The sequence below is a fragment of the Variovorax paradoxus genome (genome assembly GCF_030815855.1).
Classification (GTDB): Bacteria; Pseudomonadota; Gammaproteobacteria; order Burkholderiales; family Burkholderiaceae_C; genus Variovorax; species Variovorax paradoxus_M.
In genome coordinates this window covers 1,154,683-1,180,793 of the sequence record NZ_JAUSXG010000001.1, presented here as the reverse complement: position 1 = coordinate 1,180,793, position 26,111 = coordinate 1,154,683, and the positions used below count along the sequence as shown (strand labels likewise).

At 67.2% G+C, this 26,111-nt stretch carries 26 protein-coding genes; 7 read left to right on the top strand and 19 right to left on the bottom strand.

All coding sequences use genetic code 11. From position 1 onward, the window contains the following. Positions 1-6 precede the first annotated feature (6 nt). On the bottom strand, positions 7-918 hold the full coding sequence (locus QFZ42_RS05540) for an AraC family transcriptional regulator (RefSeq protein ID WP_307704174.1): 912 nt from the start codon (positions 916-918) through the stop codon (positions 7-9). Positions 919-1,126: 208 nt separating this feature from the next. Between QFZ42_RS05540 and QFZ42_RS05535 the strand changes: the two genes are divergently transcribed. Next, positions 1,127-1,918: a fumarylacetoacetate hydrolase family protein gene (locus QFZ42_RS05535; RefSeq protein ID WP_307699996.1), complete on the top strand. Its 792-nt coding sequence runs from the start codon at positions 1,127-1,129 to the stop codon at positions 1,916-1,918. A 22-nt stretch (positions 1,919-1,940) separates the two neighbouring features. Here QFZ42_RS05535 and pmbA read toward each other — a convergent pair whose 3' ends face one another. Further along, positions 1,941-3,311, bottom strand: coding sequence for a metalloprotease PmbA (gene pmbA, locus QFZ42_RS05530; protein WP_307699995.1), 1,371 nt, complete (start codon positions 3,309-3,311; stop codon positions 1,941-1,943). Between the two features lie 113 nt (positions 3,312-3,424). On the opposite strand from pmbA, the gene yjgA reads away from it, so the two are divergent. Together yjgA and mog are read left to right on the top strand one after the other, a co-directional pair. Continuing rightward, on the top strand, positions 3,425-4,081 hold the full coding sequence (gene yjgA / locus QFZ42_RS05525) for a ribosome biogenesis factor YjgA (protein WP_307699994.1): 657 nt from the start codon (positions 3,425-3,427) through the stop codon (positions 4,079-4,081). A gap of 154 nt (positions 4,082-4,235) precedes the next feature. Continuing rightward, the gene (mog, locus tag QFZ42_RS05520) at positions 4,236-4,826 is read left to right on the top strand and encodes a molybdopterin adenylyltransferase (protein ID WP_307699993.1); all 591 of its coding nucleotides are present in this window, start codon (positions 4,236-4,238) and stop codon (positions 4,824-4,826) included. Between the two features lie 3 nt (positions 4,827-4,829). On the opposite strand, the gene QFZ42_RS05515 is transcribed toward mog, so the two are convergent. The 8 genes from QFZ42_RS05515 to QFZ42_RS05480 all read right to left on the bottom strand — a co-directional run bounded on the left by QFZ42_RS05515 (position 4,830) and on the right by QFZ42_RS05480 (position 10,709). Continuing rightward, positions 4,830-5,237: a cupin domain-containing protein gene (locus tag QFZ42_RS05515; RefSeq protein ID WP_373423307.1), complete on the bottom strand. Its 408-nt coding sequence runs from the start codon at positions 5,235-5,237 to the stop codon at positions 4,830-4,832. A gap of 61 nt (positions 5,238-5,298) precedes the next feature. Further along, positions 5,299-6,051 (bottom strand): SDR family oxidoreductase, encoded by a 753-nt coding sequence (locus tag QFZ42_RS05510; protein WP_307704172.1) that lies wholly within the window; start codon positions 6,049-6,051, stop codon positions 5,299-5,301. Between the two features lie 323 nt (positions 6,052-6,374). Further along, positions 6,375-6,821 (bottom strand): type II 3-dehydroquinate dehydratase, encoded by a 447-nt coding sequence (gene aroQ, locus QFZ42_RS05505; RefSeq protein WP_307699992.1) that lies wholly within the window; start codon positions 6,819-6,821, stop codon positions 6,375-6,377. 23 nt (positions 6,822-6,844) lie between these two features. Next, on the bottom strand, positions 6,845-7,666 hold the full coding sequence (gene aroE / locus QFZ42_RS05500; RefSeq protein WP_307699991.1) for a shikimate dehydrogenase: 822 nt from the start codon (positions 7,664-7,666) through the stop codon (positions 6,845-6,847). A 10-nt stretch (positions 7,667-7,676) separates the two neighbouring features. Next, complete coding sequence (locus QFZ42_RS05495; RefSeq protein WP_307699990.1) at positions 7,677-8,906, bottom strand: CaiB/BaiF CoA transferase family protein; 1,230 nt, start codon at positions 8,904-8,906, stop codon at positions 7,677-7,679. Beyond that, positions 8,903-9,355: a MaoC family dehydratase gene (locus QFZ42_RS05490; RefSeq protein WP_307704171.1), complete on the bottom strand. Its 453-nt coding sequence runs from the start codon at positions 9,353-9,355 to the stop codon at positions 8,903-8,905. Before QFZ42_RS05490 ends, QFZ42_RS05495 begins: the two co-directional genes overlap by 4 nt. A gap of 44 nt (positions 9,356-9,399) precedes the next feature. Further along, positions 9,400-9,783 carry a VOC family protein gene (locus QFZ42_RS05485; protein WP_307699989.1) on the bottom strand — a complete coding sequence of 128 codons (384 nt, stop codon included), beginning with the start codon at positions 9,781-9,783 and terminating at the stop codon, positions 9,400-9,402. Continuing rightward, positions 9,780-10,709 carry a ketopantoate reductase family protein gene (locus tag QFZ42_RS05480; RefSeq protein WP_307699988.1) on the bottom strand — a complete coding sequence of 310 codons (930 nt, stop codon included), beginning with the start codon at positions 10,707-10,709 and terminating at the stop codon, positions 9,780-9,782. Before QFZ42_RS05480 ends, QFZ42_RS05485 begins: the two co-directional genes overlap by 4 nt. 116 nt (positions 10,710-10,825) lie before the next feature. On the opposite strand from QFZ42_RS05480, the gene QFZ42_RS05475 reads away from it, so the two are divergent. Continuing rightward, positions 10,826-11,770 carry a LysR family transcriptional regulator gene (locus QFZ42_RS05475; protein WP_307699987.1) on the top strand — a complete coding sequence of 315 codons (945 nt, stop codon included), beginning with the start codon at positions 10,826-10,828 and terminating at the stop codon, positions 11,768-11,770. 239 nt (positions 11,771-12,009) lie between these two features. Here QFZ42_RS05475 and QFZ42_RS05470 read toward each other — a convergent pair whose 3' ends face one another. The 4 genes from QFZ42_RS05470 to czcI form a co-directional block, all read right to left on the bottom strand. Next, on the bottom strand, positions 12,010-15,207 hold the full coding sequence (locus tag QFZ42_RS05470) for an efflux RND transporter permease subunit (protein WP_307699986.1): 3,198 nt from the start codon (positions 15,205-15,207) through the stop codon (positions 12,010-12,012). Between the two features lie 9 nt (positions 15,208-15,216). Continuing rightward, positions 15,217-16,548 carry an efflux RND transporter periplasmic adaptor subunit gene (locus QFZ42_RS05465; RefSeq protein ID WP_307699985.1) on the bottom strand — a complete coding sequence of 444 codons (1,332 nt, stop codon included), beginning with the start codon at positions 16,546-16,548 and terminating at the stop codon, positions 15,217-15,219. 15 nt (positions 16,549-16,563) lie between these two features. Continuing rightward, positions 16,564-17,883, bottom strand: a complete 1,320-nt coding sequence (locus QFZ42_RS05460) for a TolC family protein (RefSeq protein WP_307699984.1) — start codon at positions 17,881-17,883, stop codon at positions 16,564-16,566. A 96-nt stretch (positions 17,884-17,979) separates the two neighbouring features. Continuing rightward, positions 17,980-18,360, bottom strand: coding sequence for a cation efflux protein, CzcI family (czcI, locus tag QFZ42_RS05455; protein WP_307699983.1), 381 nt, complete (start codon positions 18,358-18,360; stop codon positions 17,980-17,982). A gap of 173 nt (positions 18,361-18,533) precedes the next feature. Here czcI and QFZ42_RS05450 point away from each other — a divergent pair, with 173 nt between their 5' ends. Next, a complete protein-coding gene (locus tag QFZ42_RS05450; RefSeq protein ID WP_307699982.1) occupies positions 18,534-19,211 on the top strand; it encodes a response regulator in 678 nt (225 codons plus the stop codon). 25 nt (positions 19,212-19,236) lie between these two features. On the opposite strand, the gene QFZ42_RS05445 is transcribed toward QFZ42_RS05450, so the two are convergent. Then, positions 19,237-20,502: a cation:proton antiporter gene (locus QFZ42_RS05445; RefSeq protein WP_307699981.1), complete on the bottom strand. Its 1,266-nt coding sequence runs from the start codon at positions 20,500-20,502 to the stop codon at positions 19,237-19,239. Positions 20,503-20,554: 52 nt separating this feature from the next. Continuing rightward, complete coding sequence (locus QFZ42_RS05440) at positions 20,555-20,893, bottom strand: winged helix-turn-helix transcriptional regulator (protein WP_307699980.1); 339 nt, start codon at positions 20,891-20,893, stop codon at positions 20,555-20,557. Between the two features lie 121 nt (positions 20,894-21,014). Between QFZ42_RS05440 and QFZ42_RS05435 the strand changes: the two genes are divergently transcribed. Next, positions 21,015-21,593: a carboxymuconolactone decarboxylase family protein gene (locus QFZ42_RS05435; RefSeq protein WP_307699979.1), complete on the top strand. Its 579-nt coding sequence runs from the start codon at positions 21,015-21,017 to the stop codon at positions 21,591-21,593. Between the two features lie 16 nt (positions 21,594-21,609). Here the strand turns inward: QFZ42_RS05435 and QFZ42_RS05430 are convergent, their stop codons facing one another. Then, positions 21,610-23,877, bottom strand: a complete 2,268-nt coding sequence (locus QFZ42_RS05430) for a heavy metal translocating P-type ATPase (RefSeq protein WP_307699978.1) — start codon at positions 23,875-23,877, stop codon at positions 21,610-21,612. Between the two features lie 70 nt (positions 23,878-23,947). On the opposite strand from QFZ42_RS05430, the gene cadR reads away from it, so the two are divergent. Next, entirely contained in the window at positions 23,948-24,418 is a 471-nt protein-coding gene (cadR, locus tag QFZ42_RS05425; protein ID WP_307699977.1) for a Cd(II)/Pb(II)-responsive transcriptional regulator, read from the top strand. A gap of 19 nt (positions 24,419-24,437) precedes the next feature. Here the strand turns inward: cadR and cysE are convergent, their stop codons facing one another. Beyond that, a complete protein-coding gene (gene cysE, locus QFZ42_RS05420) occupies positions 24,438-25,229 on the bottom strand; it encodes a serine O-acetyltransferase (RefSeq protein ID WP_307704170.1) in 792 nt (263 codons plus the stop codon). A 20-nt stretch (positions 25,230-25,249) separates the two neighbouring features. Continuing rightward, positions 25,250-26,008 carry an RNA methyltransferase gene (locus QFZ42_RS05415; protein ID WP_307699976.1) on the bottom strand — a complete coding sequence of 253 codons (759 nt, stop codon included), beginning with the start codon at positions 26,006-26,008 and terminating at the stop codon, positions 25,250-25,252. Positions 26,009-26,111 lie beyond the last annotated feature (103 nt).

Genomic DNA, 26,111 nt, shown 5'->3' with positions numbered 1-26,111 from the left:
CCTCTCTCAGGGGTGGCTTGCGTGCCCGTTCGGCTCCGCCGCCTTGCCCAGCCCGGCACCGGCCTGGCTGCGGAACTGCCGCGGCGTGACACCGTTGCGCAGCCTGAAGCGGCGGCTGAAGTAAACGGCGTCGCCGAAGCCGCACTGCCGTGCGATGTCGGCAATGCGGGCATTCGACGTGAGCAGCAACTCTTTCGCACGCTCGAGCCGCCGCTCGGTCACTAGTTCGGTAAACGTGCGGTGGGTCTGCTTCTTGAGCAGATGCGCGAGGTAGTTGGGCGACAGCATCGCCGCCGCGGCGGCCTCGTTGAGCGACATCTCCTCGCCCAGATGTTCGCGCACATAGCGCATCACGCGCTGCAGCGCGTCGCGCCCCGAACTGCGACCGCCCTGCAGCGCGGCCTGCGCGAGCAGCGGCGCCTCGTGCCGGTCGCAGGCCAGTGCCATCAGCTGCAGCAGGATGCCGCGCATCGCGCCCACGCTGCCGAAGCGCCGCTCCCGGTTCAGCGCGGCAAGCTCTTCGAGCCACCCGAGAATGCGCGCGAAATCCGCTTCGCCGAAATGAAAGTCCATGTACTCCTGGAACAGGAAGGGCGCCAACTCGGGCTGGCGCGACACGGGCACCTCTTCAAGATCGAGCGCCTCGACCGCCAGCTCGGGCCAGAGAAAGCCCTGGTCAAAATTCACGATGGCATAGCGCGCGCCCGGCGGATGCGGCACCACGTGCACCCGGTAGGGCAGCACGAAGCTCAGGTGCCCCGCGGTGAACGGGCGCACCGCGCCGCCGATCACCTGTTGCGAGCCGCCGTGGATGCTCACCTGGATTTGGAAATACTCGTGCCGATGCGGCCGCGCCAGCACGTCCCGCGCGCCTTCGAAGCGGATGTCGAAGTCGAGGTGGTTCGCGCGCTCCTGCATGCCGTAGAGGCGAAGGCTGGATGGAAGGGCCGACATGGCGCGATGGTAAGCCTTTGCCTCGGGGCTGCCGAGCGGGCGGCCCGTGTTGCTTGCGTCCTGTTTTTGCGTAGATGCGTGCGGAAACGCCGCGGCGGCGCGCTCCAGAATGAACCGGCTGGCTGCGGCCGGCTTTCATCGCTCACCACAAAAGACTCAGGAGACAAAGACCATGTCCAGTTCACGACGCGGCCTGCTGGCCGGTTCCGCCGCCATGGCGGCCGGCGCAGTTGCCGGTTGCGCGCTGCCCGCCGGCGCATCGCGCGCGCCGCAAACCCCTTTTGCGGTCGCCCAGGCCACGGTGCCGATCGTCGGCAGCGAGCAGGCGTTTCCGGTGCGCCGCATCTACTGCATCGGCCGCAATTACGCGGCCCATGCGCGGGAAATGGGTTCCGACCCGACCCGCGAGCCACCGTTCTTTTTCCAGAAGCCGTCGGATGCGATTCAGGTCGTCATGCCCGGCACCGTGGCCGACCATCCGTACCCGTCGCTCACGAAAAACTACCACTACGAGGTGGAACTGGTCGTGGCGCTCGCCAAGGGCGGCCGCAACATCGCGCCTGCCGATGCGTTGGGCCTGGTCTACGGCTACTCGCTCGGCCTGGACATGACCCGCCGCGATCTGCAGCGCGAAATGGGCGACCAGAAAAAGCCCTGGGAAATCGGCAAGAGCTTCGACAATTCGGCGCCCATCGGGCCGATCCATCCGGTGGCCAAGGTCGGCCACTACACCGACGGCACGATCTGGCTCAAGGTGAACGGCCAGACCAAGCAGAACGCCACGCTCAAGCACATGATCTGGTCGGTGGCGGAACAGATCAGCCGCCTGTCGCAGGCGTTCGAGCTGATGCCCGGGGACATCATCTACTCGGGCACGCCGGAGAACGTGGGCCCGGTGGTGCGCGGCGACCTGATCGAAATCCACATCGACGGGCTGCCGAACCTTTCGGTCCGCATCGTCTGAGCGAGGCAGGCGGCCTGCGGCCTCAGCTGCCGGCCACCTTCATGCGGTTGACCAGCACCGAGCCCGTGGTCTTGGCGCCGAAGGTGTAGGCATCGGCGCCGATGGCCTCGATGCCCATCAGCATGTCTTTCAGGTTGCCGGCAATGGTGATCTCCTGCACCGGGAAGGCGATGCGCCCCTTCTCGACCCAGAAGCCGCTGGCGCCGCGCGAGTAGTCGCCGGTCACGTAGTTCACGCCCTGCCCCATCAGCTCGATCACGAACAGGCCGGTGCCGAGCTTGGCCAGCATGGCGTCGAGGTCGTCACCGGCCTTGGTCAGGCGCGAGCTCAAGATCAGGTTGTGCGAGCCGCCGGCGTTGCCGGTGGTCTTCATGCCGAGCTTGCGCGCGGAATAGGTCGACAGAAAGTAGCCTTCGAGCCGGCCGGCATCCACCACCTTGCGCGCGCGGGTCACCACGCCTTCGTCGTCGAACGGCGAGCTGCCCTTGCCGCGCATCACGTGCGGGTCTTCGGCCACATCGACGTGCTTGGGCAGCACCGGCTTGCCGAGCGAATCGAGCAGGAAGGTGCTCTTGCGGTACAGCGCCCCGCCGCTCACGGCCTGCACCAGCCCGCCCAACAGGCCCACGGCCAGCGGCGATTCGAACAGCACCGGGCATTCGGTGGTCTTGATCTTGCGCGACTTGAGCCGGCTCAGCGCCCGCTCGGCGGCGTAGCGGCCCACGGCCTGCGGGCTGGCCAGTTCGCCGGCCGAGCGCATCGAGCTGTACCAGGAGTCGCGCTGCATGTCGTCGCCCTTGCCGGCGATGGGCGCCACCGAAATCGAATGCCGCGAGCTGGCATAGCCGCCGCGGAAACCGTGCGTGTGGGCGCTGAAGAAGTGGCTTTGCTGGGCCGAAACGCCCGCGCCTTCGCTGTTGGTGATGCGCTTGTCGGTCGACAGCGCTGCGGCTTCGCATTCGAGCGCGAGCTTGGCGGCCTGCTCGCTCGTCACGTCCCAGGGGTGGAACAGGTCGAGCTCGGGGTGTTCCTTGGCGATGTCTTCCTCGTCGGGAAGGCCGCTGACCGGGTCTTCGGCCGTGAAGCGGGCAATGTCGTAGGCGGCCTGCACGGTCTGCTTGATTGCGCCCTCGGAGAAGTCGGAGGTGCTGGCGTTGCCGCGGCGGTGGCCCACGTACACCGTGATGCCCAGCGACTTGTCGCGGTTGCGCTCGACGTTCTCGAGTTCGCCCTTGCGGACCGAGACGCTGAGGCCGCAGCCCTCGGACGCCTCGGCGCCGGCATCGGTCGCCCCGAGCTTTTTGGCGTGGGCCAGGGCCGTGTCGACCAGGTTTTCGAAGAAGGAGCGGCTGTAGGCGAAGCCGGAATCGGCGCGCGAGGAAGATGTCGTCATGTGGTGGCTATGATACTTGCGCCCCCCATTTTCCGTTTTCCCCAGCTTCCCACTGCGCACTGCACGCGTTAGACGCGTTGCAAGGCCGCACGGTGCGGCCCAGAATCGACCCCATGTCCCGCAAACCCAAAAAAGGCTATTTCGTCCGTGGCCAGTTCGTCGCCGAAGGCAGCGAGCTCGACCTGGAGCTCAAGCGCGAGCTCAAGGGCACCGACGAAGCCAGCCGCACCGATCTCAAGCGCGAAAGCGACGAACTGCAAAAGCTCGGCGAGGAGCTGTTAGGCCTGCGCGCCGCCCTGTTCGACGCGCTCCCGCTCGGCGAAAAACTCGTCGATGCCGTCGCCGAGGCCAAGCGCATCACCAATTTCGAGGGCAAGCGCCGCCAGATGCAGTTCATCGGCAAGCTGATGCGCAAGCTCGACGAACCCACGCTCGAGGCCGTGAAGCAAGCGCTCGCCGAGCAGAACACCGTACCCGCAGCCGAAGCCGCCGCCCTGCACGAGGCCGAGCGCTGGCGCGACCGGCTGATCGCCGACGACGACGCGCTGGGCGGCTGGATCGAAACCCACCCCGCCACCGATTCCCAACAGCTGCGCGCCCTGGTGCGCCAGGCCCGCAAGGACCTGAAGACCGGCCCGGCCGGCGAAGCGCCGCGCCAGGGCAAGGCCTACCGCGAGATCTTTCAGCTCGTGCGCGCGCAGCTGGCGGTGCACGGTGGCATCGACCACGCAGCCTCCGCGGCCGCGCAAGACCGGGAAGACGACGCATGAGCCGGTTGTCTTTCGACTTTCTCCCTCTCCCGCTTGCGGGAGAGGGTCGGGGTGAGGGTCGACGGCCTGTCCACACGTACGCTCTTTCCACCGCCAGAAGCCCTCACCCCAGCCCTCTCCCGCAAGCGGGAGAGGGAGCAAGAGGCATGAGACCATGACCGCACCTGACTCCGTACGCATCGGCATCGTCTCCATCAGCGACCGCGCCTCCAGCGGCACCTACGAAGACAAAGGCCTGCCCTCGCTGAAGGACTGGCTCGGCCGCGTCCTGAAGAACCCGATCGAGTTCGAGGCACGGCTGATTCCCGATGAGGCGGCGCAAATCAGCGCCACGCTGATCGAACTCGTCGACGCGGGCTGCTCGCTGGTGCTGACCACGGGCGGCACCGGCCCGGCCCTTCGCGACGTGACGCCCGAGGCCACCCTGGCCGTGGCCCACAAGGAAATGCCCGGATTCGGCGAGCAGATGCGCCAGATCAGCCTGCGCTTCGTGCCCACGGCCATTCTTTCGCGCCAGGTGGCGGTGATCCGCGACAAGAGCCTGATCATCAACCTGCCGGGGCAGCCGAAGTCGATTGCGGAGACGCTCGAAGGGCTGAAGGACACCGAAGGCGTGCAGATCGTTCCGGGCATCTTCGCGGCCGTGCCGTACTGCATCGACCTCATCGGCGGTCCTTATCTGGAAACCGACGATACGGTCTGCAAGGCCTTCAGGCCCAAATCGGCGATCCGGCCGGCGCGCTGAGCGCTACTTGACCAGGGTCAGCAACGGCGCGCCCTTGTCCTTGACCATCGTCACGAGGAACTTCGCGGGCTTGGTGGCGCTGGCGTTGCGGCCGACGGTATGGATGTCGGCCGGGCCTTCGTAGAAGGTCTGGCCCGGGGTCAGCGTGACCTCCTTGCCGCCTTTCACGCCCATCACGATCGATCCCTCGAGCACGTAGACGAAGGCATGGGCGTCGTGGCGATGAACAGGGTCGACGGAGCCCGGCGGAAAGTCGACGATGAACGAGATCGCCTCCTTGCCGGGCATGTCCGCCAGGTCCTTCGTCATGAGCACGGTCACGGCGGCCTCGGGTGCTGCCAGGGCGGGCACCGTGGCGAACATGCCGAGCGCGAGTCCGAGGGAGATGCCGGTCTTTTGAAAGCGGGTCATGGTTGTCTTTCCGGCCCGTGTCGCGGGCCTTGACTGAATGAATGGGTGAATAGCCAGCGGTTCAGGCCCGCGCACGCTGCGCAAGCCAGTCCTCGAAGCGGGTGGTTCCGAGGCGCGGAGCGGTGTCGGGCGTCAGCGAGCGGTCGTCGAGCCGCACGCCGAAGTAGCTCGCCTCGGCATCGGTGACGACCGGCCGCTCGTCGCCCGTCGCCGCGAACAGGCGGCGCACCAGCGCGTCGAGCGGCAGCGCCTCCGGCCCCGCGATCTCGATCCGGCCCTGCGCGGGCGGCTCGGCCACCACGACGGCGAGCGCGGCGGCAACGTCGTCCGCTGCCATCGGCTGTATCAGCGCGTTCGACAGCCGGACTTCGCCGCCCTGCGTGCTCCCGTCGGCGATGCCGGCCACGAATTCGAAGAACTGCGTGGCCTGCACGATGGTCCAGGGCACGGGGGAGGACTCGATCAGCTCTTCCTGGCGCTGCTTGGCGCGGAAATAGCCGCTGGCCAGCAGGCGCTCGGTGCCGACCACCGACAGCGCGACATGGTGCGCCACGCCAGCCTTCGCGGCGGCGGCCAGCAGGTTGCGCCCCGCGGTGTCGAAGAAGCGGAGCGCCGGCTCGTCCTCGAACGAAGGCGAATTCGCGACGTCGACGACCACGTCCGCCCCCGCCAGCGCCGCCTCCAGGCCTTCGCCGGTGAGCGTGTTGACGCCCGTGGAGGGCGAGGCCGCGTTGACCTCGTGGCCGGACTGGCGCAGACGGGCGGCGAGCTTGGAGCCGATGAGGCCGGAGCCTCCGATGATGACGATCTTCATGGTCGATTCCTCGGTAAAGGGAGTCAAAAAGGAACGCCCCCTGTGGGCGTCCACGGAGGAAGACGTCCAGCGGGGAGCGTTTGTGACACGGGGATCGAAAATCTCCGGAATATCACGCTGCCGGGGGCGGCAGCCCCCTTGCCCATTCAATGAAAGGGCGTTGAGCGTCTGGTCTGGCGAAGACCAACAGACCGCTTCGGGTCCGAGCTCCCTGGCTGCAACCGGCTACAGTCGGCCAAAAAGCCGCGACCTGGCCCGTTCCGCCGATTTCTACAGCGCGTTACGGTGACAGACGACGGCCGACGCACCAACCGACATGAACATCATTGCGCGTACGCGGCGGCCGATACCGCGGCACGCAGACCGAGCAGATAGCTGTCGACGCCAAATCCGCAAATCTGTCCTTTCGCAATCTCTGCGAACACCGAATGGCGGCGGAATTTCTCGCGCGCATGGATGTTCGACATGTGCAGTTCGACGACCGGCACCGTGAGGATCGCCAATGCATCGCGGATGCCGTAGCTGTAGTGCGTCCAGGCACCGGCGTTGATCAGCACCGCGTCCACGCCCTCGGTGAAGCCGCGGTGGATGCGCTCGCACATCGCGCCTTCGCTGTTGGTCTGGAAGCTCTCGACCTCGGCGCCGAGCTCCTTGCCAAGTGCTTGCAACTGCGCGTCGATTTCGGCCAACGTCACCGTGCCGTATTGCTTCGGGTCACGCTTGCCGAACATGTTGTGGTTGTTGATGCCGTGCAGCATGAGTATCTTCATGGGAGTGCCTGCGCGTCGTCGAGTCAGACCAGGGGAATGCTCATCCGGTCGATGAGGCTGCGCGTGTCGGGCCGCACGCCGCGCCACCATACGAAGGCTTCCGCCGCCTGTTCCACCAGCATGCCGACGCCGTCGGCCAGCTTCGGCACGCCGGCGTTCCGCGCCAGGCGCAGGAAGGGCGTGAGGCCCTTGCCATAGGCGAGCTCGTAAGCCAGCTTCGCGCCCTGCAGCGCCACTGCGGGCAGGGGCGGCAACTCGCCCTTCAGGCTGGCCGAGGTGCCGTTGATGACGATGTCGAATCGCTCGCCTGCCAGATCGCCATAGCCGCAGCCTTGCACGCGGCCGTGTCCGGCAAACTGCCTTGCAAGATCAATGGCCTTTGTCTGCGTGCGGTTCGCCAGCACCAGCACGGCCGGTTGTTGTGCAAGAAACGGCAGCAGTGCACCACGCACCGCACCGCCCGCGCCGATCACCAGCATGCGCGTCCCTTTTAGCGAGAAGCCCAGGTTGCGCTGGATGTCGTGGGTCAGGCCCACGCCGTCGAAGTTGTCGGCAACGATGCGGTCGCTTTCGAACTTGAGCGCGTTGGTGGCGCCAGCGAGCTCGGCGCGTTCGAGCCGTTCGGTGGCCAGCGCGTAGGCCTGCAGCTTGAAGGGGGCCGTGATGTTCATTCCGCGCCCGCCTGCCTTGCGAAATGCGTGCACGTCGTCGGCGAAGCGGTCGAGCGAACCTTCGATCGCGCTGTAGTCGATGTCCTGGCCGGTCGCTTGGGCGAAGCTGCCGTGGATCATCGGCGACTTGGTGTGTCCTATCGGGTTGCCGATCACGGCGTACTTGTCGGTCATGACTGTCTCCTTACTTGCTGTAGAGCACGCCATCGGCCTGCATGTCGGCGATCTGCGCAGCGTCGAAGCCCAGGCTTTCCGCGATTTCCGCGTTGTGCTCGCCCAACTCGGGCGCCACCTGCGTGATCGAGGTGTCGCAACCCGACATGCGAAAGGGCAGGTTCGGCAGTCGGATCTTTCCGAGCACCGGATGGTCCTGTTCGACCACCATGCCGCGCGCGTGGATCTGCGGATCGGCCAGCACTTCGTCGATGCGTTGAACCTTGGCTGCCGGCACGTCGATGCCGTCCAGCATCTTCAGCACCTGTGCGACCGGCCGCGCCGCAACCCACGGCTTCACCACTTCGAGGATCTCGGCGCGGCGGGCATTGCGCCCGGCCGAAGCGTGCAGCCGCGTGTCGCTGCCGAAACCCGCGGGGCCGCCGTTCTGCTCGACCAGCGCAGCAAAGCGCTTCCAGGCATCGTCCACCTGCGCGGCGATCACGAGGTCGCCGTCCTGCGCGCGGAACACGCCGTAGAGGGTGGAGTTGGGCATATCGTGCCCGGTCTGCACCGGCACCTCCTGTCCGTTGGAGAGCGTGTAGCACTGCACCGCGTACTCGTGCATGGACACCAGCGTGTCGTACAGCGCCATGTCGATGTGCTGTCCGCGGCCGGATTTCACGCGCCCGAGCAGCGCGGCATTGATGGCGGCGACCGCATGGATGCCGGTGTACATGTCGCCCAGCGATATGCGCAGCAGCGGCGGCGCCTCGCCCGGATTGCCGACCATCTGCATGACTCCGCTCTTGGCCTCGGCGATGAGGCCGAAGCCCGCGCGGTGCGAGTCGGGGCCGGTGTGGCCGTAGGCCGAGATCGAGCAGTACACGAGGCCGGGGTTGGTCTCGGCGAGTTCGGCATAGCCCAGGCCGAGCTTGTCGAGCGCACCGGGGCGGTAGTTCTCGACGAACACATCGGCGCTGTCGACCAGCTTCTTCATCAACGCGCGGCCGCGTGGGTCCTTCGTGTTCACGCTGAGGCCCTTCTTGCCCATGTTCTGCTGCAGGAAGTAGCCGCTGTGCTCGCCGACGAACCACGCATGCTGGCGCCCTGCATCGCCCGTTCCGGGGCGCTCGACCTTGATGACTTCCGCACCGAGCGCGGCGAGGCAGCGACCGACATAGGGGCCGGCCAGGAAGTGGCTGTAATCGACGACGCGGAAGCCGGCCAGCGGCAGCGCCTGTTGCGCAGGCGTGCTCATGCCGGCTTCCTCGGCACCATCACGCGATGCTCGCCCTGTTGCACGACCTCGCCGCGCTGGTTGATGAGTGCGGACGGCAGCACGAGGATGCCCCACCCCGGCTTGCTCTTCGACTCGCGCTTGCTGCCGACGTGGAATTTGACGCGCACTGTGTCGCCCAGCTTGATGGGGCCGACAAAGCGCCATTCCCAACCGAGCGACATGCCCGGCATGAAGCGCATGTCGCTCTTCGTCTTGAGCCCGTCGGCCACCGACAGGCCGAACAGGCCGTGCGCCACGCGGGTGCCGAACGGCGTGGTGCGCGCATAGACTTCGTCGGTGTGAACGGGGGTGTGGTCGCCGGTGAGGTCGGCATACGCCATCACGCGGGCCTCCGTCACTTCGTAGGGCGGGCTGATGCACTGCTGGCCGACGACGGCGTCATCCCAGTACTTGTCTTCGATGGTCAAGGCGGTCATGGATGGGTGTCTCTCTGTGTAGGGGTGGCGGTTCTTCAGGCACGGGGGTCGATGGCGAGAGCGCGTGCCACGGTGCCAGCGCTGGCCTGGATGAGTTCGACGGCCAGGCCGTCCGGCAGGCGCAGCCAGTTGCGGCCCTGCGGCATTTCGGTCACGCCGAAGGCCTTTGCGGCGGCGAGTGCAACTTCGAGGTCTTCACACATCACGCCGAGATGGCCGAGGCGGCCCTCAGGCCCGGCGTAGTCCGGCTTGGCCATGAACTGCATGCCGCCGAGGGTCCAGTACTGGACCGGCTCTTCGAGCGTGCCCTGCACTTCGCGCATCGTCATGCCGCAGACGTCGTGGAAGAACCTGATGTGCCAGTGGATGTCCTTCACCCAGATGGCGACGTGTTCCACGTAGGCGCGTGGCGTGCTCACTTCGCCTCCAGCCGGCGCTCGATGCCCTTGATGGCGGCCACCAGCGTCTGGTTGACCGGCGTCGGCACGTTGTGCTGGAGACCGGCGCGTACCACCGCGCCGTTGATGAAGTCGATTTCGGTGATGGAGCCTTTCTCCAGGCTTTGCAGCATCGAGGTCTTGAACTCGTAAGGCAGGCCTTCGGCGGCCATCACCCATGCATCGCGCGGGGCCTTGATCGACAGCTTCACGCCGATAGCCTGCGCGACGGCCATGGCCTCGGCCACGGCGGCGATGGCCGTGGCCTCGATCTCGGGCACCGCGTAGAGGCTGCCGTACACCTGGCCTGTGATGCCGCTCAGTGCGCCGGTCGAGACGTTGATGAGCAGCTTGTCCCACATCACGCCCACGATGTTGTCGCTGACCTCGCAAGGCAGCCCGGCACGCTCGAACTCGGCTGCGATGGCGCCGGCGCGTTCGCTCACGTGGCCGTCGAGTTCGCCGATGACAGTGCGCTTGCCGCGCGTGCCGGCAATGATGCGGCCCGGGCCGAGTAGAACGCCGCCAACGTAGGTTTTGCCGGCCAGCACATGCCCGCCGCCGGCGACGTCGGCCAGGATTTCCTCGTGGCCCATGCCGTTCTGCAGCGACATCAGCGCGGTGCCGGGCCCGATGATCGACAACGCGCCTTCGATGGCCGAGCGCGTGTGGAAGGACTTGACCAGCACGATCACCAGGTCGGCTGGCGGCAGGCCGTCGACGCTGGTCGATGCGCGCACCTTGACGCGGCGTTCCGAGTCGCCGTCCTTCACGAGGAGGCCGTCGCGATTGATCGCGTCGACGTGCACCTGGAACGGATCGATGAGCGTGACGTCCGACCCGCCGGCCGCGAGCGTGCCGCCGATGGCGCAGCCGAGGGCGCCGGCGCCGAGGAAATAGATTTTCATGCGTGTCTTTCGACGGTGTGTCTCGAAGCTGTGTCTCGAAGGAATGCCCTTGAAGATAGGTGCCGATAAACATTTCGTCCATGACATGGGATGAATGATCTACATTTCGTTCTGAAATGAATGCAGACGATGACAACCTGGACGCGAGCGCGGGCCTGCTCAGCCTCAAGCTGCTGCGCCTGTTCGACCTGATCTACACCACGCAAAGCGTGACGCGCGCGGCCGACCAGCTCGGTCAGAGCCAGCCGACGGTGAGCAACTGGCTGGGCCGGCTGCGCCGGCACTTGGGCGATGAGCTGTTCGTGCGCACCGCGGCCGGCATGCAGCCGACGCCGCGCGCGGAAGAGCTGATCGTCCCGGCCCGCGAGGCACTGGCGGCGCTGCGCCGCGTGGCCGCGCCGCCAGAGGCCTTCGATCCGTCGAGCGCCACACGGCGCTTCCGGATCTGCATGACGGATGCCAGCCACATCACGCTGCTGCCGCAACTGCTGGCGCACGTGCGCGCGGTGGGTCCCGGCATTCGCCTGGAGGCTGCGCGCATCGACGAGCAGACCGGGCAGGCGCTGCAGTCCGGCCAGGCCGACCTCGCGATCGGACTGGTGCCGTGGCTCGAATCAGGCTTCTACCAACAGGTGCTGTATCCGCAAGATTGGGTGTGCCTGGTGAATGCGCGGCATCCGCGCGTCGGCTCGAAGGGCATGGGCCTGCGCGACTACAAGACCGAGGCGCACATCGGCATCGTCGGCGGCACGGGCGTGCAATTGCTGGAGGCGGCGCTGCTTCGGCACCGTGTGGCGCGCCGCATCCTGCTGGAGTTGCCGGGCTTCCTGGGCCTGGCCGCCATCGTCTCGACCACCGACCTCGTCGCGACCGTGCCCCGCCAGATCGGCGAGACGCTGGCCCGCACCCACGGGCTCGCAGTGTTCGATTGCCCGGTGCCCGTGCCGCCCTTCACCGTCAAGCAGCACTGGCATGCGCGCTACAACCAGGACCCGGCGAATCGCTGGCTGCGGGGTTTGTGCGAGCGGCTTTTCGCCAAGAAATCGAACGCGCGCAAATAGAGGATCGAGCTGGTCGACGACCAGGGTGAAGAGCACGATGCACTTTTGAGCGACTGCTTCAGGCGATAGCTTGGGCTTGAGCTTCTGACATGGAAATTTATGAGGCCAGCCCCTAGATCAGGCCCTGAGCCGTCCGTGGACGGTCGATGAGATTCCCCCGCACGGCTTCGAGAAGGGTCTGCTTTGCGTTTCAACACCTGACGATAGGCGCATAGCTCAGCTTTCGGTGGGGCCATGGGTCATCTCTCCTGTGCAGGAGCTAGCGGTGCGCCATGGCTCTGTTCGCGGACTTCTTCCACCTCTTCATCCTCATCGCGCCGGTGGGCGACGCGGTAGAGCAGCGGCAGCACCAGCAGCGTCAGCACAGTCGAGGAAAGGATGCCGCCGATCACCACCGTCGCCAGCGGCCGCTGCACCTCGGCGCCGGTGCCCGTGGCGATCGCCATCGGCACGAAGCCCAGCGACGCCACCAATGCGGTCATCAGTACCGGGCGCAGCCGCGTGAGCGCGCCTTCGCGAATCGCCTCGTCGAGCGGCAGCCCGCCCTCGCGCAGGTTGCGGATGAACGAGATCATCACCAACCCGTTGAGCACCGCCACGCCCGAGAGCGCGATGAAACCCACCGCCGCCGAGATCGACAACGGAATGCCGCGCAGCCACAGCGCGACGATGCCGCCGGTGAGCGCGAACGGAATGCCGGTGAACACCAGCAGCCCGTCCTTCAGGTTGCCGAACATCGCGAACAGCAGCGTGAACACCAGCAGCAGCGACACCGGCACCACGATCTGCAGCCGCTCGGTGGCCGACGCCAGGTTTTCGTATTGGCCGCCCCAGGCGGTCCAGTAGCCCGGCGGAATGCTCACCTTGCGCATGGCTTCTTCGGCCTCGGCCACGAAGGAGCCGAGATCGCGGCCGCGCACATTGGCACTCACCACGATGCGGCGCTTGCCGTTCTCGCGGCTGACCTGGTTGGGCCCCGGCGCGAGCTCCAGCGTGGCCACTTCGCCGAGCGGGATGAAGCTGGTGCGCTGCTCCTGCGTGCCCGCACCCCTGGGCAGGGCCACAGGCAGGCGCTTGATCGCCTCCAGGTCGGTGCGCAAGTTCTCGGGCAGGCGCACGAGGATGTCGAAGCGGCGATCGCCGTCGTACAGCGTGCCGGCCTCGCGGCCGCCTACGGCGATGGAGATCGCGTCCTGCACGTCGCCCACGTTGAGGCCGTAGCGTGCGGTCTTGCCGCGGTCGACGTTCACCGTGAGCATCGGCAGGCCGGTGGTCTGCTCGACCTTCACTTCGGCGGCGCCGGAGATCTTGCCCAAGGTTTCCGCAACCTCGGCGGCCGTCTTGTTCAGCACGCCCATGTCGTCGCCGAAGATCTTCACGGCCACGTCGCTGCGCACACCGGAGATCAGCTCGTTGAAGCGCAGCTGGATCGGCTGCGAGAACTCGTAGTTGTTGCCCGGCAGCTTCTCGACCTCTTCCTGCACGGCTGCCAGCAGCTCGGCGCGTGTGCGTTTCGGCGCGGGCCATTCGCTCTCTGGCTTCAGCATGATGTAGCCGTCGGAAATGTTCGGCGGCATCGGGTCGGATGCGATCTCGGCCGTGCCGGTGCGCGCGAACACGCGCTCGATCTCCGGAAACTTCGCCTTCAGCGTGCGTTCGATCTGCTTCTGCATCTCGACCGATTGCGTGAGGCTCGTGCCCGGAATGCGCAGCGCCTGAATCGCGAAGTCGCCTTCGCTCAGGCTCGGCACGAACTCCGTGCCCAGCCGCGTGGCCAGCAGGCCCGACAGAACCACCGCCACCACGGCCGCGGTAACGACCAGCGGCTTGGCCGTCATCACGCGCGCCAGCAGCGGCTCGTAGCCGCGCCTGGCCCACACCATCAACCGGTTTTCCTTCTCGCCAACCTTGTTGCCGATGAACAGCGCCACGGCCGCGGGAATGAAGGTGACCGACAGGATCATCGCGCCCAGCAGCGCAATCACCACGGTGAAGGCCATCGGGTGGAACAGCTTGCCCTCCACACCCGTGAGCGCAAAGATCGGCAGGTACACGATCATGATGATCAGCTGCCCGAACAGCAGCGGGCGCCGTGCCTCCTGCGAGGCCGCGAACACTTCGTGGAAGCGCTCGCTGCGCGTGAGCGCCCGCCCATGCTTCGCCTGTGCATGCGCGAGGCGCCGCACGCAGTTCTCCACGATCACCACCGCGCCGTCGATGATGATGCCGAAGTCCAGCGCGCCCAGGCTCATGAGGTTGGCGCTGACCTTCTGGTTCACCATGCCGGTGAAGGTGAAGAGCATCGACAGCGGAATCACCAGCGCGGTGATCAGCGCCGCGCGCATGTTGCCGAGGAACAGGAACAGCACGGCAATCACCAGCACTGCGCCCTCGAACAGGTTTTTCTTCACCGTGGCGATGGCCTTGTCGACCAGCACCGTGCGGTCGTACACCGTCACGGCCTTCACACCCGCGGGCAACGTGCGGTTGATCTCCTGCATCTTCTTGTCGACCGCTTGCGACACGGTGCGGCTGTTCTCGCCGATCAGCATGAAGACAGTGCCCAGCACCACCTCGCGGCCGTTGTCGGTCGCCGCGCCCGTGCGCAGCTCCTGGCCGATGCCGACCTCGGCCACGTCCTGCACGCGCAGCGGAATGCCGCCCGCATTGCCGAGGATGACGTTGCCGATGTCCTCCACCGACTTCACCTGCCCCGGCGCGCGAATCAGGTACTGCTCGCCGCGCTTCTCGATGTAGCCCGCGCCCACGTTGGCGTTGTTGCGCTCCAGCGCGGTGACCAGGTCGGTCATCGTGAGACCGTGCGCCAAGAGCTTCGCGGGGTCGGGCGCAATCTGGAACTCCTTGGCATAGCCGCCGATGGCGTTGATCTCGGTCACGCCGGGCACGTTGCGCAGTTGCGGCTTGATGATCCAGTCCTGTATCTCGCGCAGGTCTGTGGGCGTGTAGGGCTTGCCGTCGGCCTTCTTCGCGCCCTCTTCCGCCTCCACGGTCCAGAGGTAGATCTCGCCCAGGCCGGTCGAGATCGGCCCGATCACCGGCGAGATGCCGCGCGGCATCTTCTCGCGCGCCGACTGGATTCGTTCGTTCACGAGCTGGCGCGCAAAGTAGATGTCGGTGCCGTCCGCGAAGATCACCGTCACCTGCGAGAGGCCGTAGCGCGAGAGCGAGCGCGTCTGCTGCAGCCCTGGCAGGCCGGCCATCACCGTCTCGATGGGATAGGTCACGCGCTGCTCGGCCTCGAGCGGCGAATAGCCTGGCGCGGCGGTGTTGATCTGCACCTGCACGTTGGTGATGTCCGGCACGGCGTCGATCGGCAGCTTCTGGTAGCTGAAGACGCCGAGCGCGGCCATGCCGAGCACGGCCAGCAACACCAGCCAGCGCTGTTCGATGGAAAACCGGATGACTCGTTCGAACATGCGGCGTCCTCAGTGGGTGTGCGTGGCAGAGCTCTTGCCCTGCTGCGACTTCACGACGAAGCTGCCTTCCGCGGCGTAGGTCGTGCCGGGCTTGAGCCCGCCCAGCACCTCGACGCGCCGGCCGTCGCTGCGGCCGGTCTGCACGTGCTGCGGCAGGAAGCCGCCGGGTACCTTGAGGAAGACGGTGGGTTTGTCTTCCACCGTTTGCACCGCATCGGCGGACACCGTGACGGGCGCGTCCGTCTCGGACGACTCCAGCTCGACACTCACGAACAGCCCCGGCCGCCACACGCGCTGCGGATTGGTCAGCGTCGCGCGCGCCATCGCCGTGCGTGTCTGCGCGCCGATGAGCGAGCCCACATACGATACCGTGCCGCTCGCCGCCTGGTCGAAGGCGCTGGAGCGGATGGTCACCGGCTCGCCGATGCGCACCAGGTTCAGGTTGTTCGCAGCCACGCTGATCTCGGCCCACACCGTGGAGAGATCGGAAATAGTGAACACGCTGGCGTCTTCCTTGACCGATTCGCCGAGCGAGAGGTGCTTCTCGACCACCATGCCGTCGAAGGGCGCACGCAGTTCGTAGCGGCCGAGCGCGGACGAGCCCGGCGTGGCGCCCAGCGCCAGCAATTTCTGGTTGGCATTGGCCACGGCGATCTGCGCCTCCTGAAGAACCTGCTGCGCCTGCAGATAGTCCTGCTGGGCCGAGATCTTTTCTTCCCAGAGTTTTTTCTCGCGCTGGTAAGTGGTGCGGGCCAGTTCGAGCCGGCGCTGCGCCGATTGCAGCTCGCTGCGCTGCTCCGAGAGCGCCGGGCTCAAGAGCACCGCCAGCACCTGGCCGCGCTTCACCTCCTGGCCGAGGTTGGCCGGCACGCTCTCGACCACGCCCGCGACGCGCGGCACCACGTGGGCCGTGCGGTCTTCGTTGAACTTGATCTCGCCGGGCAGTTGCAGCGACGTCTTGATGCGCGCGGGTCCGGCGCTTTCGACACTTACGCCGGCGGCCTTGATCTGCTCGTCGGTGAAGGCGATCTTTTCCTCGCCTTCGTTGTGGCCCTTCTCGTGGCTCTCCTTGTGCCCGGTGTCCTCCTTGCCGCCATGGCCGGAGGCCTGGCTGTGATCGTTGCCGTGATCCTTTCCTTCCTCCTTGCTTTCTTCTTCGTGGTGCTCGCCATCGGCATGCGCCGCCGGTCCGGAATGCCCCACGGCGGCTTCGGAGCCGGCCGGTGCGGTGCGCAGGATCAACGCGCCCGCGGCAAGGCCGACGACCAGAACAGCCACGATGGCCATCCACTGCTTCTTGCCGATGCGCCCGGCGGGTGTGTTGCGTTCTTCTGTGTTCATGATGTGGATTCCTTGTCAGCGCGCAACGGCCATTGCGCGCAGGGGTTCGTCACCGTCGGTGCCCAGCAGCCGGTCGAGCTCGCCGGCCGCACGATGGGTTTCGGCGACGGCAAGCAGGTACTGGTTGCGTACCTGGAACAGCGTGCGCTGCGCATCGAGCGCTTCGAGAAAGCTGGACTTTCCGAGCTCGAATCCCTTGGTGGCAGTCTTGTAGGCCGATTCGGCACCGGGCAATGCATCGCGCTGCAAGGTCTCGGCGGTGGCGCGCGCTGCACGCAGGCGCTCGATGCCCTGTGCAACATCGGCGCCCAGTTGCAGCTCGGCCGCCACAAGGTCGTCGCGCGCCTTCTCTTCGCGGCTCAGCGCTTCGGCAACGTTGCCGCGGTTGGTGTCGAAGATCGGCAGCGGCACCGACAAGCCGACCACGACCTGGTTGCGGCCGCGGCCGGTGCCGTCCTCGGCCAGCACGCGTTTCGCGCCGAGCGATACGGTGAGGTCGGGCATGCGCCGGGCCTGTTCCAGTGCCGAAAGCGCCTGGCGCCGCTCGACCTCGAGTCGCGCCTGGTGCAGCACGGGCGCCGCCGCGAGCCGGCTCTGCGCGTCCTGTGCCGAGGGGACGGCCGGTAACCGATCGACCGCGCCCTCCGCCTGCGTGAAGCGCGGGTTCGGGTTGCCCCACAACGCCGCGAATTGCTGGCGCGCCGAGCGCAACGTACCCTCGGCCTGCAGCAGTTCGACCTGGATGCCTGCCTCGGCCACGCGCGAGCGGGTTTCCTCGAGCGGCGCAACCTTGCCGGCCGCCACGCGGTTGGCGGCTGCGCGAGTCGCCGCCTGTGCGAGCGTCACCGAGTCCTGAGCCAGCCGCAAGCGCTCCTGCGCGGTCAGCACTTCGAAGAAGAGCGTGATCGCCGATGCGCGCAATCCGGAGCGCCGCGCAAGCCATGCCGATGCGGCCTGGTCGCGGGCGCGTTCCGCCGCGGTCACGCGGGCCGCGCGCTTGCCGCCCAGCTCGATGGGCTGGCTCAGCAGCAGCGTGGTGGTGCGGTTGTCGCGGCGCAGGTCTTCCACCTGCGCCTCGAGCACGGGGTTGGGCCAGGCGCCGGCCTGCACGAGAGCCGCATCGCCGGCCTCCCGTTCATGCAAGGCGGCCGAAAGCCCGGGGTTGAACTGCTGCACGAGCGCAAGCGCGCTGCGCAAGTCGAGCGGTCCTGCGGGCTCGACCGTTCTTGCCGCGGCCTGCCGCAGCGGCAAAGGGTTGGAACCGGCGGCGGTTTGTGAAAATGCCGGGGGCGCCGCCAAGGCCATGACGGCCAGCGGCACGAAGAGCGTGCGCATCGAATTCTCCTGGGTTGCAAAACAACGGGCGGGGGAATTCGGCGAGAGCTCAGCTGATGTGGGGACTCAGGGGCGTGGGTTTGTTCTCTCGCCGAATCAAGCGGCGAGAAGCCGTGCAGGACGCACGGGCACTTCGGAGATATGCGAGACAAAATGCTCCGTCCGCAAGACACGCAGGGCCTGCGCAAACGCAGGGAGGCCTTGCCCCTGCTCTGCCGCCGACGGCATGTGCTGCGCGTGGCCGAGGTGGCAGGCGGCGCAATCGCCGGCTGGCGCGTTCGGTTGCGTGCCCGGGCTCTTCTGCGTGTCGTCGGCGCGGGCACCGTCCCCGCGGCCGGCCTCGGATGTCTGATGCTCGTGATGGCCCCAATGGCGGGGTTGCACATCGCGCTCGTGCTGGCAATAGGCCGCCGACGCCGCCCAGCTGAACTGGAACGGAAGCAGGAGCAGCAAGAAGATCTGAAGCCAGCGGCGCATGGGTCCAAAAGTATATCGGTGGGTTGTGGCACGCCTCCTGCAATGCCCCTGCAACGCCCCTGTGATCCGCAGGTCCCCTGGCGCGCTTGTACGACACTCGGCCGTGTTTTACTGGCGGTCCGCATGACGACATCGTCAACGCCACAGCGCCCATCTCATCACTGATATCCGCGATGCGAATTCTGGTCATTGAGGACGAGCCCCGGCTGGGCGACCCGCTGAAGAAGGGCCTGGAAGAGAACGGCTATGCCGTCGACTTCGTGCGCGGCGGTGCCGAGGCCCGCTACCAGGCCGCGGAGCGCGACTACGCGCTGATCCTGCTCGACGTCGTGCTTCCCGGCAGCGACGGCTTTGCGGCTCTGCAGGCGATCCGGCGGTCCAGCAACGTGCCCGTGCTGGTGCTCACGGAGCGGGACAAGGTCGAAGACCGTGTCCATGGCCTGCAGCAAGGTGCCGACGACTACCTGGTGAAGCCCTTCGGGTTCTCAGAACTGCTGGCACGCATGCGGGGCCTGCTGCAATCCGGCAAGCCGCAGGAATCCGCCGTGCTTCGGCTGGCCGGCCTGGAGCTCGATCTTGCCAGCGGCCAGTGCGTTCGCGACCGCATGCGCATCGAACTCACGGCCAAGGAGTTCACGCTGCTCGCGGTGCTGCTGCGCCATCGCGGGCAGACCGTGTCGCGCAGCGCGCTCACCGAGCAGGTGTGGCGCACGCCGCTCGACAGCGACACCCATGTGGTCGAAGTGGCCATCCGCAGGCTGCGCAGCAAGATCGACGATCCCTTCGAGGCCAAGCTGCTGCACACGGTGCGCGGCGGCGGCTACGTGCTGGAAGACCGCTCCTGGTCTTGAGCCCCCGAGGGATCGCATCCGCCGGTTACGGCTCCGCGTGTACCTGCGCTTCGGCCTCGGCCACGGGCGGCGTCTTGTGCCGCCCCATCACCAGGTTGATCAACGGCCCCGTCATCGCGGTGGTGGCAAGCGCCATCACCAGCAGCATGGTGAACAGCTCGGGACCGATCAGCCCCACATCGAAGCCGATCTTGATCACGATCAGCTCCATCAGCCCGCGCGCATTCATCAGCGAACCGGTGGCCAGGCTGTCGCGCCAGCCGTAGCCCGCGATGCGCGCCCCGGCCGCGCCGCCGGCGATCTTGCCGATGGTGGCCACGGCCACGATCAGCAGCATCGCCCCCAGGCTCGCACCGGTGAAGGCATTCGCCGTGGTGCCCAGTCCGGCCAGCGCGAAGAACAGCGGCATCAGCACGACGATGGAAATCGGCTCGATGCGTTCGCTCAGCGAGCGCAGCAGGCGGTCGTCGCGCGGCAGGCAGGCGCCGAACAGGAAGGCGCCGAACACCGCGTGCAGATGCAGCCACTCGGTCAAGAGCGCGGTGGCCAGCAGGCCGATCATGAGCGAGGCCATCACCGTGGTCGAAGGCTCGCCGTCGGGCGCCTTCACGCGCAGCAGCCAGGCGAACGCCGGCTTCAAGCCGAAGAACAGGAGCGCAAGCATCACCACCACGCCCCCGGTGATCTTGATCAACCCCGCGTAGCCCTCGCCCGCACCGACCAGGGCCACCACGAAGGCCAGCAGGATCCAGGCGAACACGTCGACCACGGCCGCGGCGCTGAGCGACAGCTGGCCGAAGGACGTGCGCGTCATGCCACGGTCCTTGAGGATGCGCGCCATGACCGGAAAGGCGGTGATGGAGAGCGCCGCCGCCATGAACAGCGCAAAGGGCCAGAAGGCGACGCCGGCCGGCGCGAGCGTGGGGTACAGCGTCGGCGAGATCGCGAGGCCCAGCGCCAGCGGCACGATCACGCTGAGCACGCCCACGGCGCCCGCGGCCTTGAGTTGCGAACGCATGTTCTGCGAAGCCCGCAGTTCCAGGCCGACGACGAACATGAACAGCACCAGCCCCACCGTCGAAAGCGACGACAGGCCCTGCAGCAGCTCCTTGGAGAACAACTGCGCGTGCAGCGTGGGAAAGAGCGCGCCCATGACCGCGGGCCCGAGCATGAGGCCCGCGGCCATTTCGCCCACCACGCTGGGCTGGCCGACGTAGCGAAGCACCCAACCGCAAATGCGCGCGGTGGTGAGGATGACGATGAGTTGCAGCAGCAGGGTGGTGACGGACATGGACGAAACTGCGGTGGCGGATCTCCGCGGTTGCGGGGAATATCACCCGATCTTAGTTCGGCCCCTCCGCGTCGAACCATCGGTCGGCCCACTGGTTGAGCGGCTTGAGCCGCTTGACGAGTTCGACGCCCGATTCGGTGAGCACGTAGCCCCCATCGGCCAGCGCGACGATGCCGCCCGCGCGCAGTTCCTTGAGCCGGTCGTTCAACACCGAGGGCGACATGTCCCCCGTGCTCAGGCGCAGCGCCCGGAAGGTCTGCGGCAGCCCATCGCGCAATTCCCACAGGATGCGCAGCGTGCCCTTGCGGCCCAGTTGCTCCAGCAGCCGCATCACGGGCCGGCGCGATGCCGCCGTCGCGGCCGGTTCTGGCGGAGATTCACCGTTGTTCATGCCTGAGATTTCCAAAGGAGGTCCTGCTTGCTCTTGCGCTACGCATTTCGTAGCGATAGACTGCAACGATCGCTACGCTTTTCGTAGCGATAGAAGCCGCATTCTACGAAGAATTCCGACCATGACGACCCTTGCCGCACCCGACTCGCGCGCGCCTCGCATCCCGCCGCTCGAAGCGCCCTTCCCCGAACCCATTGCCGACCTCCTGAACCGGATGAACCCGCCCGGAAGATCCGAGATCCTGGCGCTTTTCCGCGTGCTTGCCGTCAACCCCGAACTGGCCGAGCGAACGCTGGGATTGGGCCGCTACCTGCTGGGCCGCAAGGCAGCCATCGGCCTGCGCGACCGCGAGGTGGTGATCACGCGCGCCTGCGCCCGCTGCGGTGCCGAGTACGAATGGGGTGTGCACATGGCGGCATTCGGCGATGCGGCGGGCTTCAGCGCCACCGATCGGCGCGTGATGGCCTCCGTAGCCGGAGACCTGGAACTGCTCGCGCCGCGAGACCGCCTGCTCGTGCAACTGGTGGACCAGCTGCACGACACCGGCCACCTGGACGACGCGCTCTGGGAGGCGCTGAGCGCCCTCTGGAGCCCACCGCAACTGATCGAGCTGATGATGCTCGCGGGCTGGTACCACGCGGTGAGCTACGTGTGCAACGCGGCGCGCGTGCCGCTCGAGCCATGGGCCGCGCGCTGGTAGCAGCGAGCTTCGCCGCTCAGTCGCTCTTCGGCATGCGCATCAGCCGCAACCCGTTGGCCACCACCAGCAGGCTCGCCCCCATGTCCGCAAACACCGCCATCCACATGGTCGCGCTGCCGAACACCGCGAGCACGAAGAACACGGCCTTGATGCCGAGCGCCAGCGCGATGTTCTGCCACAGCACCGAGTGCGCGCGGCGCGAGAGGCGAATGGTCTCGGGAAGGCGCCGCAGGTCGTCGTTCATGATGACCACGTCCGCCGCCTCCATGGCCGTGTCGGTGCCCGCACCGCCCATCGCAAAGCCGATGTCGGCCTGCGCGAGCGCGGGCGCATCGTTGATGCCGTCGCCCGCCATGCCGACGACGCCGTAGCGCTGCTGCAGCGCCTTGACGGCGTCGAGCTTCTGCTCGGGCAGCAGGTTGCCGCGCACGTCGTCGATGCCCGCGTGGGCACCGATGGCCCGGGCCGTGGCGGCGTTGTCGCCGGTCAGCATCACCGGCGTGACGCCCAGGGCGCGCAGCTCGGCCATGGCCGCTTGCGATGAAGGCTTGAGGGTGTCGGCCACCGCGAACAACGCCAGCACCTCGTGCCCGGAAGCCAGCAGCGTCACCGTGCGGCCCGCTTCTCCATGGCGCTTCAGCTCGGTTTCGAGCGCGGGGCTGCACAGCCCCCGCTCCTCCATCAGCCGGTGGTTGCCGAGCACATAGGCCCGGCCCCGGTGCGTGGCCTGCACGCCGCGTCCGGGCAGGGCCGTGAATTCGCCCACCTGCTGCGGCTCGCGCTTCAGGCCATCGGCAATGGCCTTCGATACCGGGTGGTCCGAGCGGCCCGCGATGCTGGCCGCAATCTCGAAGACCGCGCCCTCGTCGCCCGCCGCGTCGAGCAGACTCGATTCGACCAGCCGCGGCTTGCCTTCGGTGATGGTGCCCGTCTTGTCGAGCGCCACCGCCTTGAGCTTGCGCGCCTCTTCGAGGTAGGTGCCGCCCTTGATGAGAATCCCGCGCCGCGCGGCCGAGGCCAGAGCGCTCACCACCGTCACGGGCGTCGAGATCACAAGGGCGCACGGGCATGCGATGACCAGCAGCACCAGCGCCTTGTAGAGGGCCTGCAACCAGCCCCAGCCCATGAGCCAGGGCGTGAGCACCGCGACGGCCAACGCCAGTGCGAAGACCGCGGGCGTGTAGACCGCCGCGAACCTGTCGACGAAGCGCTGCGTGGGCGCGCGCGTACTCTGCGCTTCTTCGACCGCGTGAATGATGCGGGCCAGCGTGGTGTTGGCCGCCACGGCCGTGACGCGGAATTCGAGCGAACCCGTCTGGTTGATGGTGCCCGCAAACACCGCGTCCCCTGCCGACTTGTCGACCGGAATGCTTTCTCCGGTGACGGGCGCCTGGTCGATGGCGCTTGTGCCGTCGGTGACGACACCGTCCAGCGGCACGCGCTCGCCGGGACGAATACGCACAATGGCAGCCAGCGCCACCGTGTCGGCCTTCGCTGTCTTCCAGCTGCCGTCGGGCTGCCTGACCTCGGCCCGTTCGGGCGCCAGCGCCAGCAGGCCCTGGATGGCGTTGCGGGCACGGTCGACGGCACGCGCCTCGATCATTTCGGCAATCGCATAAAGCGCCATCACCATCGCGGCCTCGGGCCATTGGCCGATCAGGAAGGCGCCCGTGACGGCCACCGCCATCAGGGCATTGATGTTCAGCCGCCCGCGGACCAGTGCCGCGAAGCCCTTCTTGTAGGTGTCGAGTCCGGCGAGGGCGATGGCGGCGAGCGCCAGCCCCATCTCCGCTGCCGTGAACCCGGCGCCCTCCGGCGCGAAAAATGAAATTGTCTCGGCCGCAATCGCCAGCACCAGCGCGGCAACCAGCCGCAAAAGCTCGGGCGTGAAGAGGCCGGTGCGGCGCGCCATGCCGGCAGCAGGCTGCGCGCCGGCCGCATCGTTCAGCGGCTCGGGCTTGAACCCGGCCTTGCGGATGGCTTCGAGCGCATCGGGCAACGCGGTGCCATCGGCCGTGATCGCCATCGTGCGTTCGCCGAGGCGAAAGCGCAGCCCGCTGATGCCGCGGACGGGCTCGAGCGCGCGGCGAATCTCGGACTCTTCGACGGCGCAGTCCATGGTGGGAATGCGAAACAGCAAAGCGCCTTTCGGAACGTCGGCTGCGTGGATGGGCGCGGACACCGATCCGCAGGCGGAGCTGCCGCAGCACGCTGTTTCGGCAGGGGCCGGCGGCTGCCGATGAGCATGCGGCGCCACGGGCTTCAGGGCATTCTGGTTCGTCATGAAAGCCATTGGAAACCCTGAAGCAGGTGTAGAGTCAAACGACGATTCGCCACTTCATTCTTGCCGCATCATGAAAATCGGAGAACTGGCCAAGGCCGCGAACACGCCGGTGGAAACCATCCGGTACTACGAGCGCGAGCAGCTGCTGCCCGAGCCGGCGCGCACCGAAGGCAACTACCGCATCTACGACGACGAGCATGCGCAGCGGCTGGGCTTTATCCGCCGCTGCCGTTCGCTCGATATGACGCTCGACGAAATCCGCAGCCTGCTGCGGTTTCGCGATGCGCCAGGAGAAGACTGCGGCGAGGTCAACCAGCTCTTGGACGACCACATCGGCCACGTGGCCGCGCGCATTTCCGAACTCAAGACGCTGGAGAAGCAATTGAAGGCACTGCGGCTCCAGTGCTGCGGCCCCGAATCGGCGCAGAACTGCGGCATCCTGCAAGAGCTGGACACCGCCGAGCTCGCCACAGAGCCTTTCGGGCAGCACGCGGGGCATGTGCATGGATCGCTGCACGCACCCCCGAAGCGATCGGCCTGAATCGGCCTCGCAGGCCCCGCTACTTGCCGATGAGCTGGGTGAGCTTCTCCGCCTCGAAGCTCTCGTCACGCGCCGCATCGCAAGGCACGCAGTCTTTGGTGCCCGGATGCGCAGACAGCTTCTCGATGGCCTGCCACAGCAGCGCGATCTGGTGTTCCTGCCCCGCGGCGCTGTCGATCAACCCGCGCATCGCCTGGCTCAGCGGATCGTCGTCCTGCGTGATGCCGTAGGCGGAAAACTTCTGCGGCGCGGCCACGTCGGCGCTCTCGCCGGCCTTCGACGGAATGATGCGTGCGGGAATGCCCACCGCGGTCGCCCCTGCCGGCACCGGCTTGATGACCACCGCGTTGCTGCCGATCTTGGCACCGTCGCCGACGAGGAAGCCGCCCAGCACCTTGGCCCCCGCGCTCACCACCACGTTGCGCCCCAGGGTCGGGTGCCGCTTGGTGCCTTTGTAGAGCGAGGTGCCGCCCAGCGTCACGCCCTGGTAGATGGTGCAGCCGTCGCCGATCTCGGCGGTTTCGCCCACCACCACGCCCATGGCATGGTCGAAGAACACCCGCTCGCCGAGCTTGGCCGCCGGGTGGATCTCGATGCCCGTGAGCCAGCGCGCCCAGTGCGCGATGAAGCGGGCCGGCCACTTGAAGCCGTGCGTCCAACAGGCGTGTGCCCAACGGTGCAGCACCACGGCGTGGAAGCCGGGGTAGACCGTGATCACTTCCCAGGCGCTGCGTGCGGCCGGGTCGCGTTCGAGGATGCACCGGATGTCGGCGCGCAATCGAGAAAACATCGCTGCCTTTGTTGTCGTTATATCGATAGGGCCCGGGCAGTCTAAAGCGCGGGGTCTTCGCGTACGGGCGATGGGGTTTTAGACGCGTGGGCGGCGTCGGCCATGGCCTTGGCAATGCCGCGAAGGATGTGAATTTCCTCGGGCGTGGGCTGCGCGCGGTTGAAAAGCTGCTGCAGCCGGGGCATCAGCTTTTTGGGCGCCTGCGGGTCGAGAAAGCCGATTTCCACCAGCGAACGCTCCCAATGCTCGAGCATGCCCGCCACCGCTTTCGCATCGGCCGCCGCGATCGGCGCGGTGGCGTCGCGCACTTCGTAGCCGCCCAGCGCCAGGCGCCATTCGTAGGCCACCACCTGAATGGCGGCGCCAAGGTTCAGCGAACCGAAGGCCGGGTCGGTCGGAATGCTCAGCGCCACGTTGCAGCGGTAAACGTCCTCGTTGCGCATCCCGAAGCGTTCGGAGCCGAACAGGAAAGCCACGTGCTGATCGCCCTGCTTCGCGAGCGGTTCCAGGTGCTCGCGCGGGGTGCGCGTGGGAGGGCCGAAGTCGCGCGGAATCATCGCGGTGGCGCACAGGTGGGTGATGCCGTCGAGCGCTTCGTCGAGCGTTGCGACGATCCGGGCGTTGGTCAGCACGTCGAGCGCGCCGCTGGCGCGCTGGATGGTTTCTTCCCGCCGAAGCACGTTGGCCCACCTGGGCGCCACCAGCACGAGGTCGTCGAAACCCATGGTCTTCATGGCGCGGGCGGCGGCGCCCACATTGCCGGCATGGCTGGTCTGGATCAGGATAAAACGGGTGCGCATGGAGGGTTTGGAGACACGAAACGGGCGGAGCCGGTAAAATGACCGATTCTCGCCGCCCGCATCGCCGGGCCGCAGGGTCGCCTTCAGAGGGGGACCACTCCCA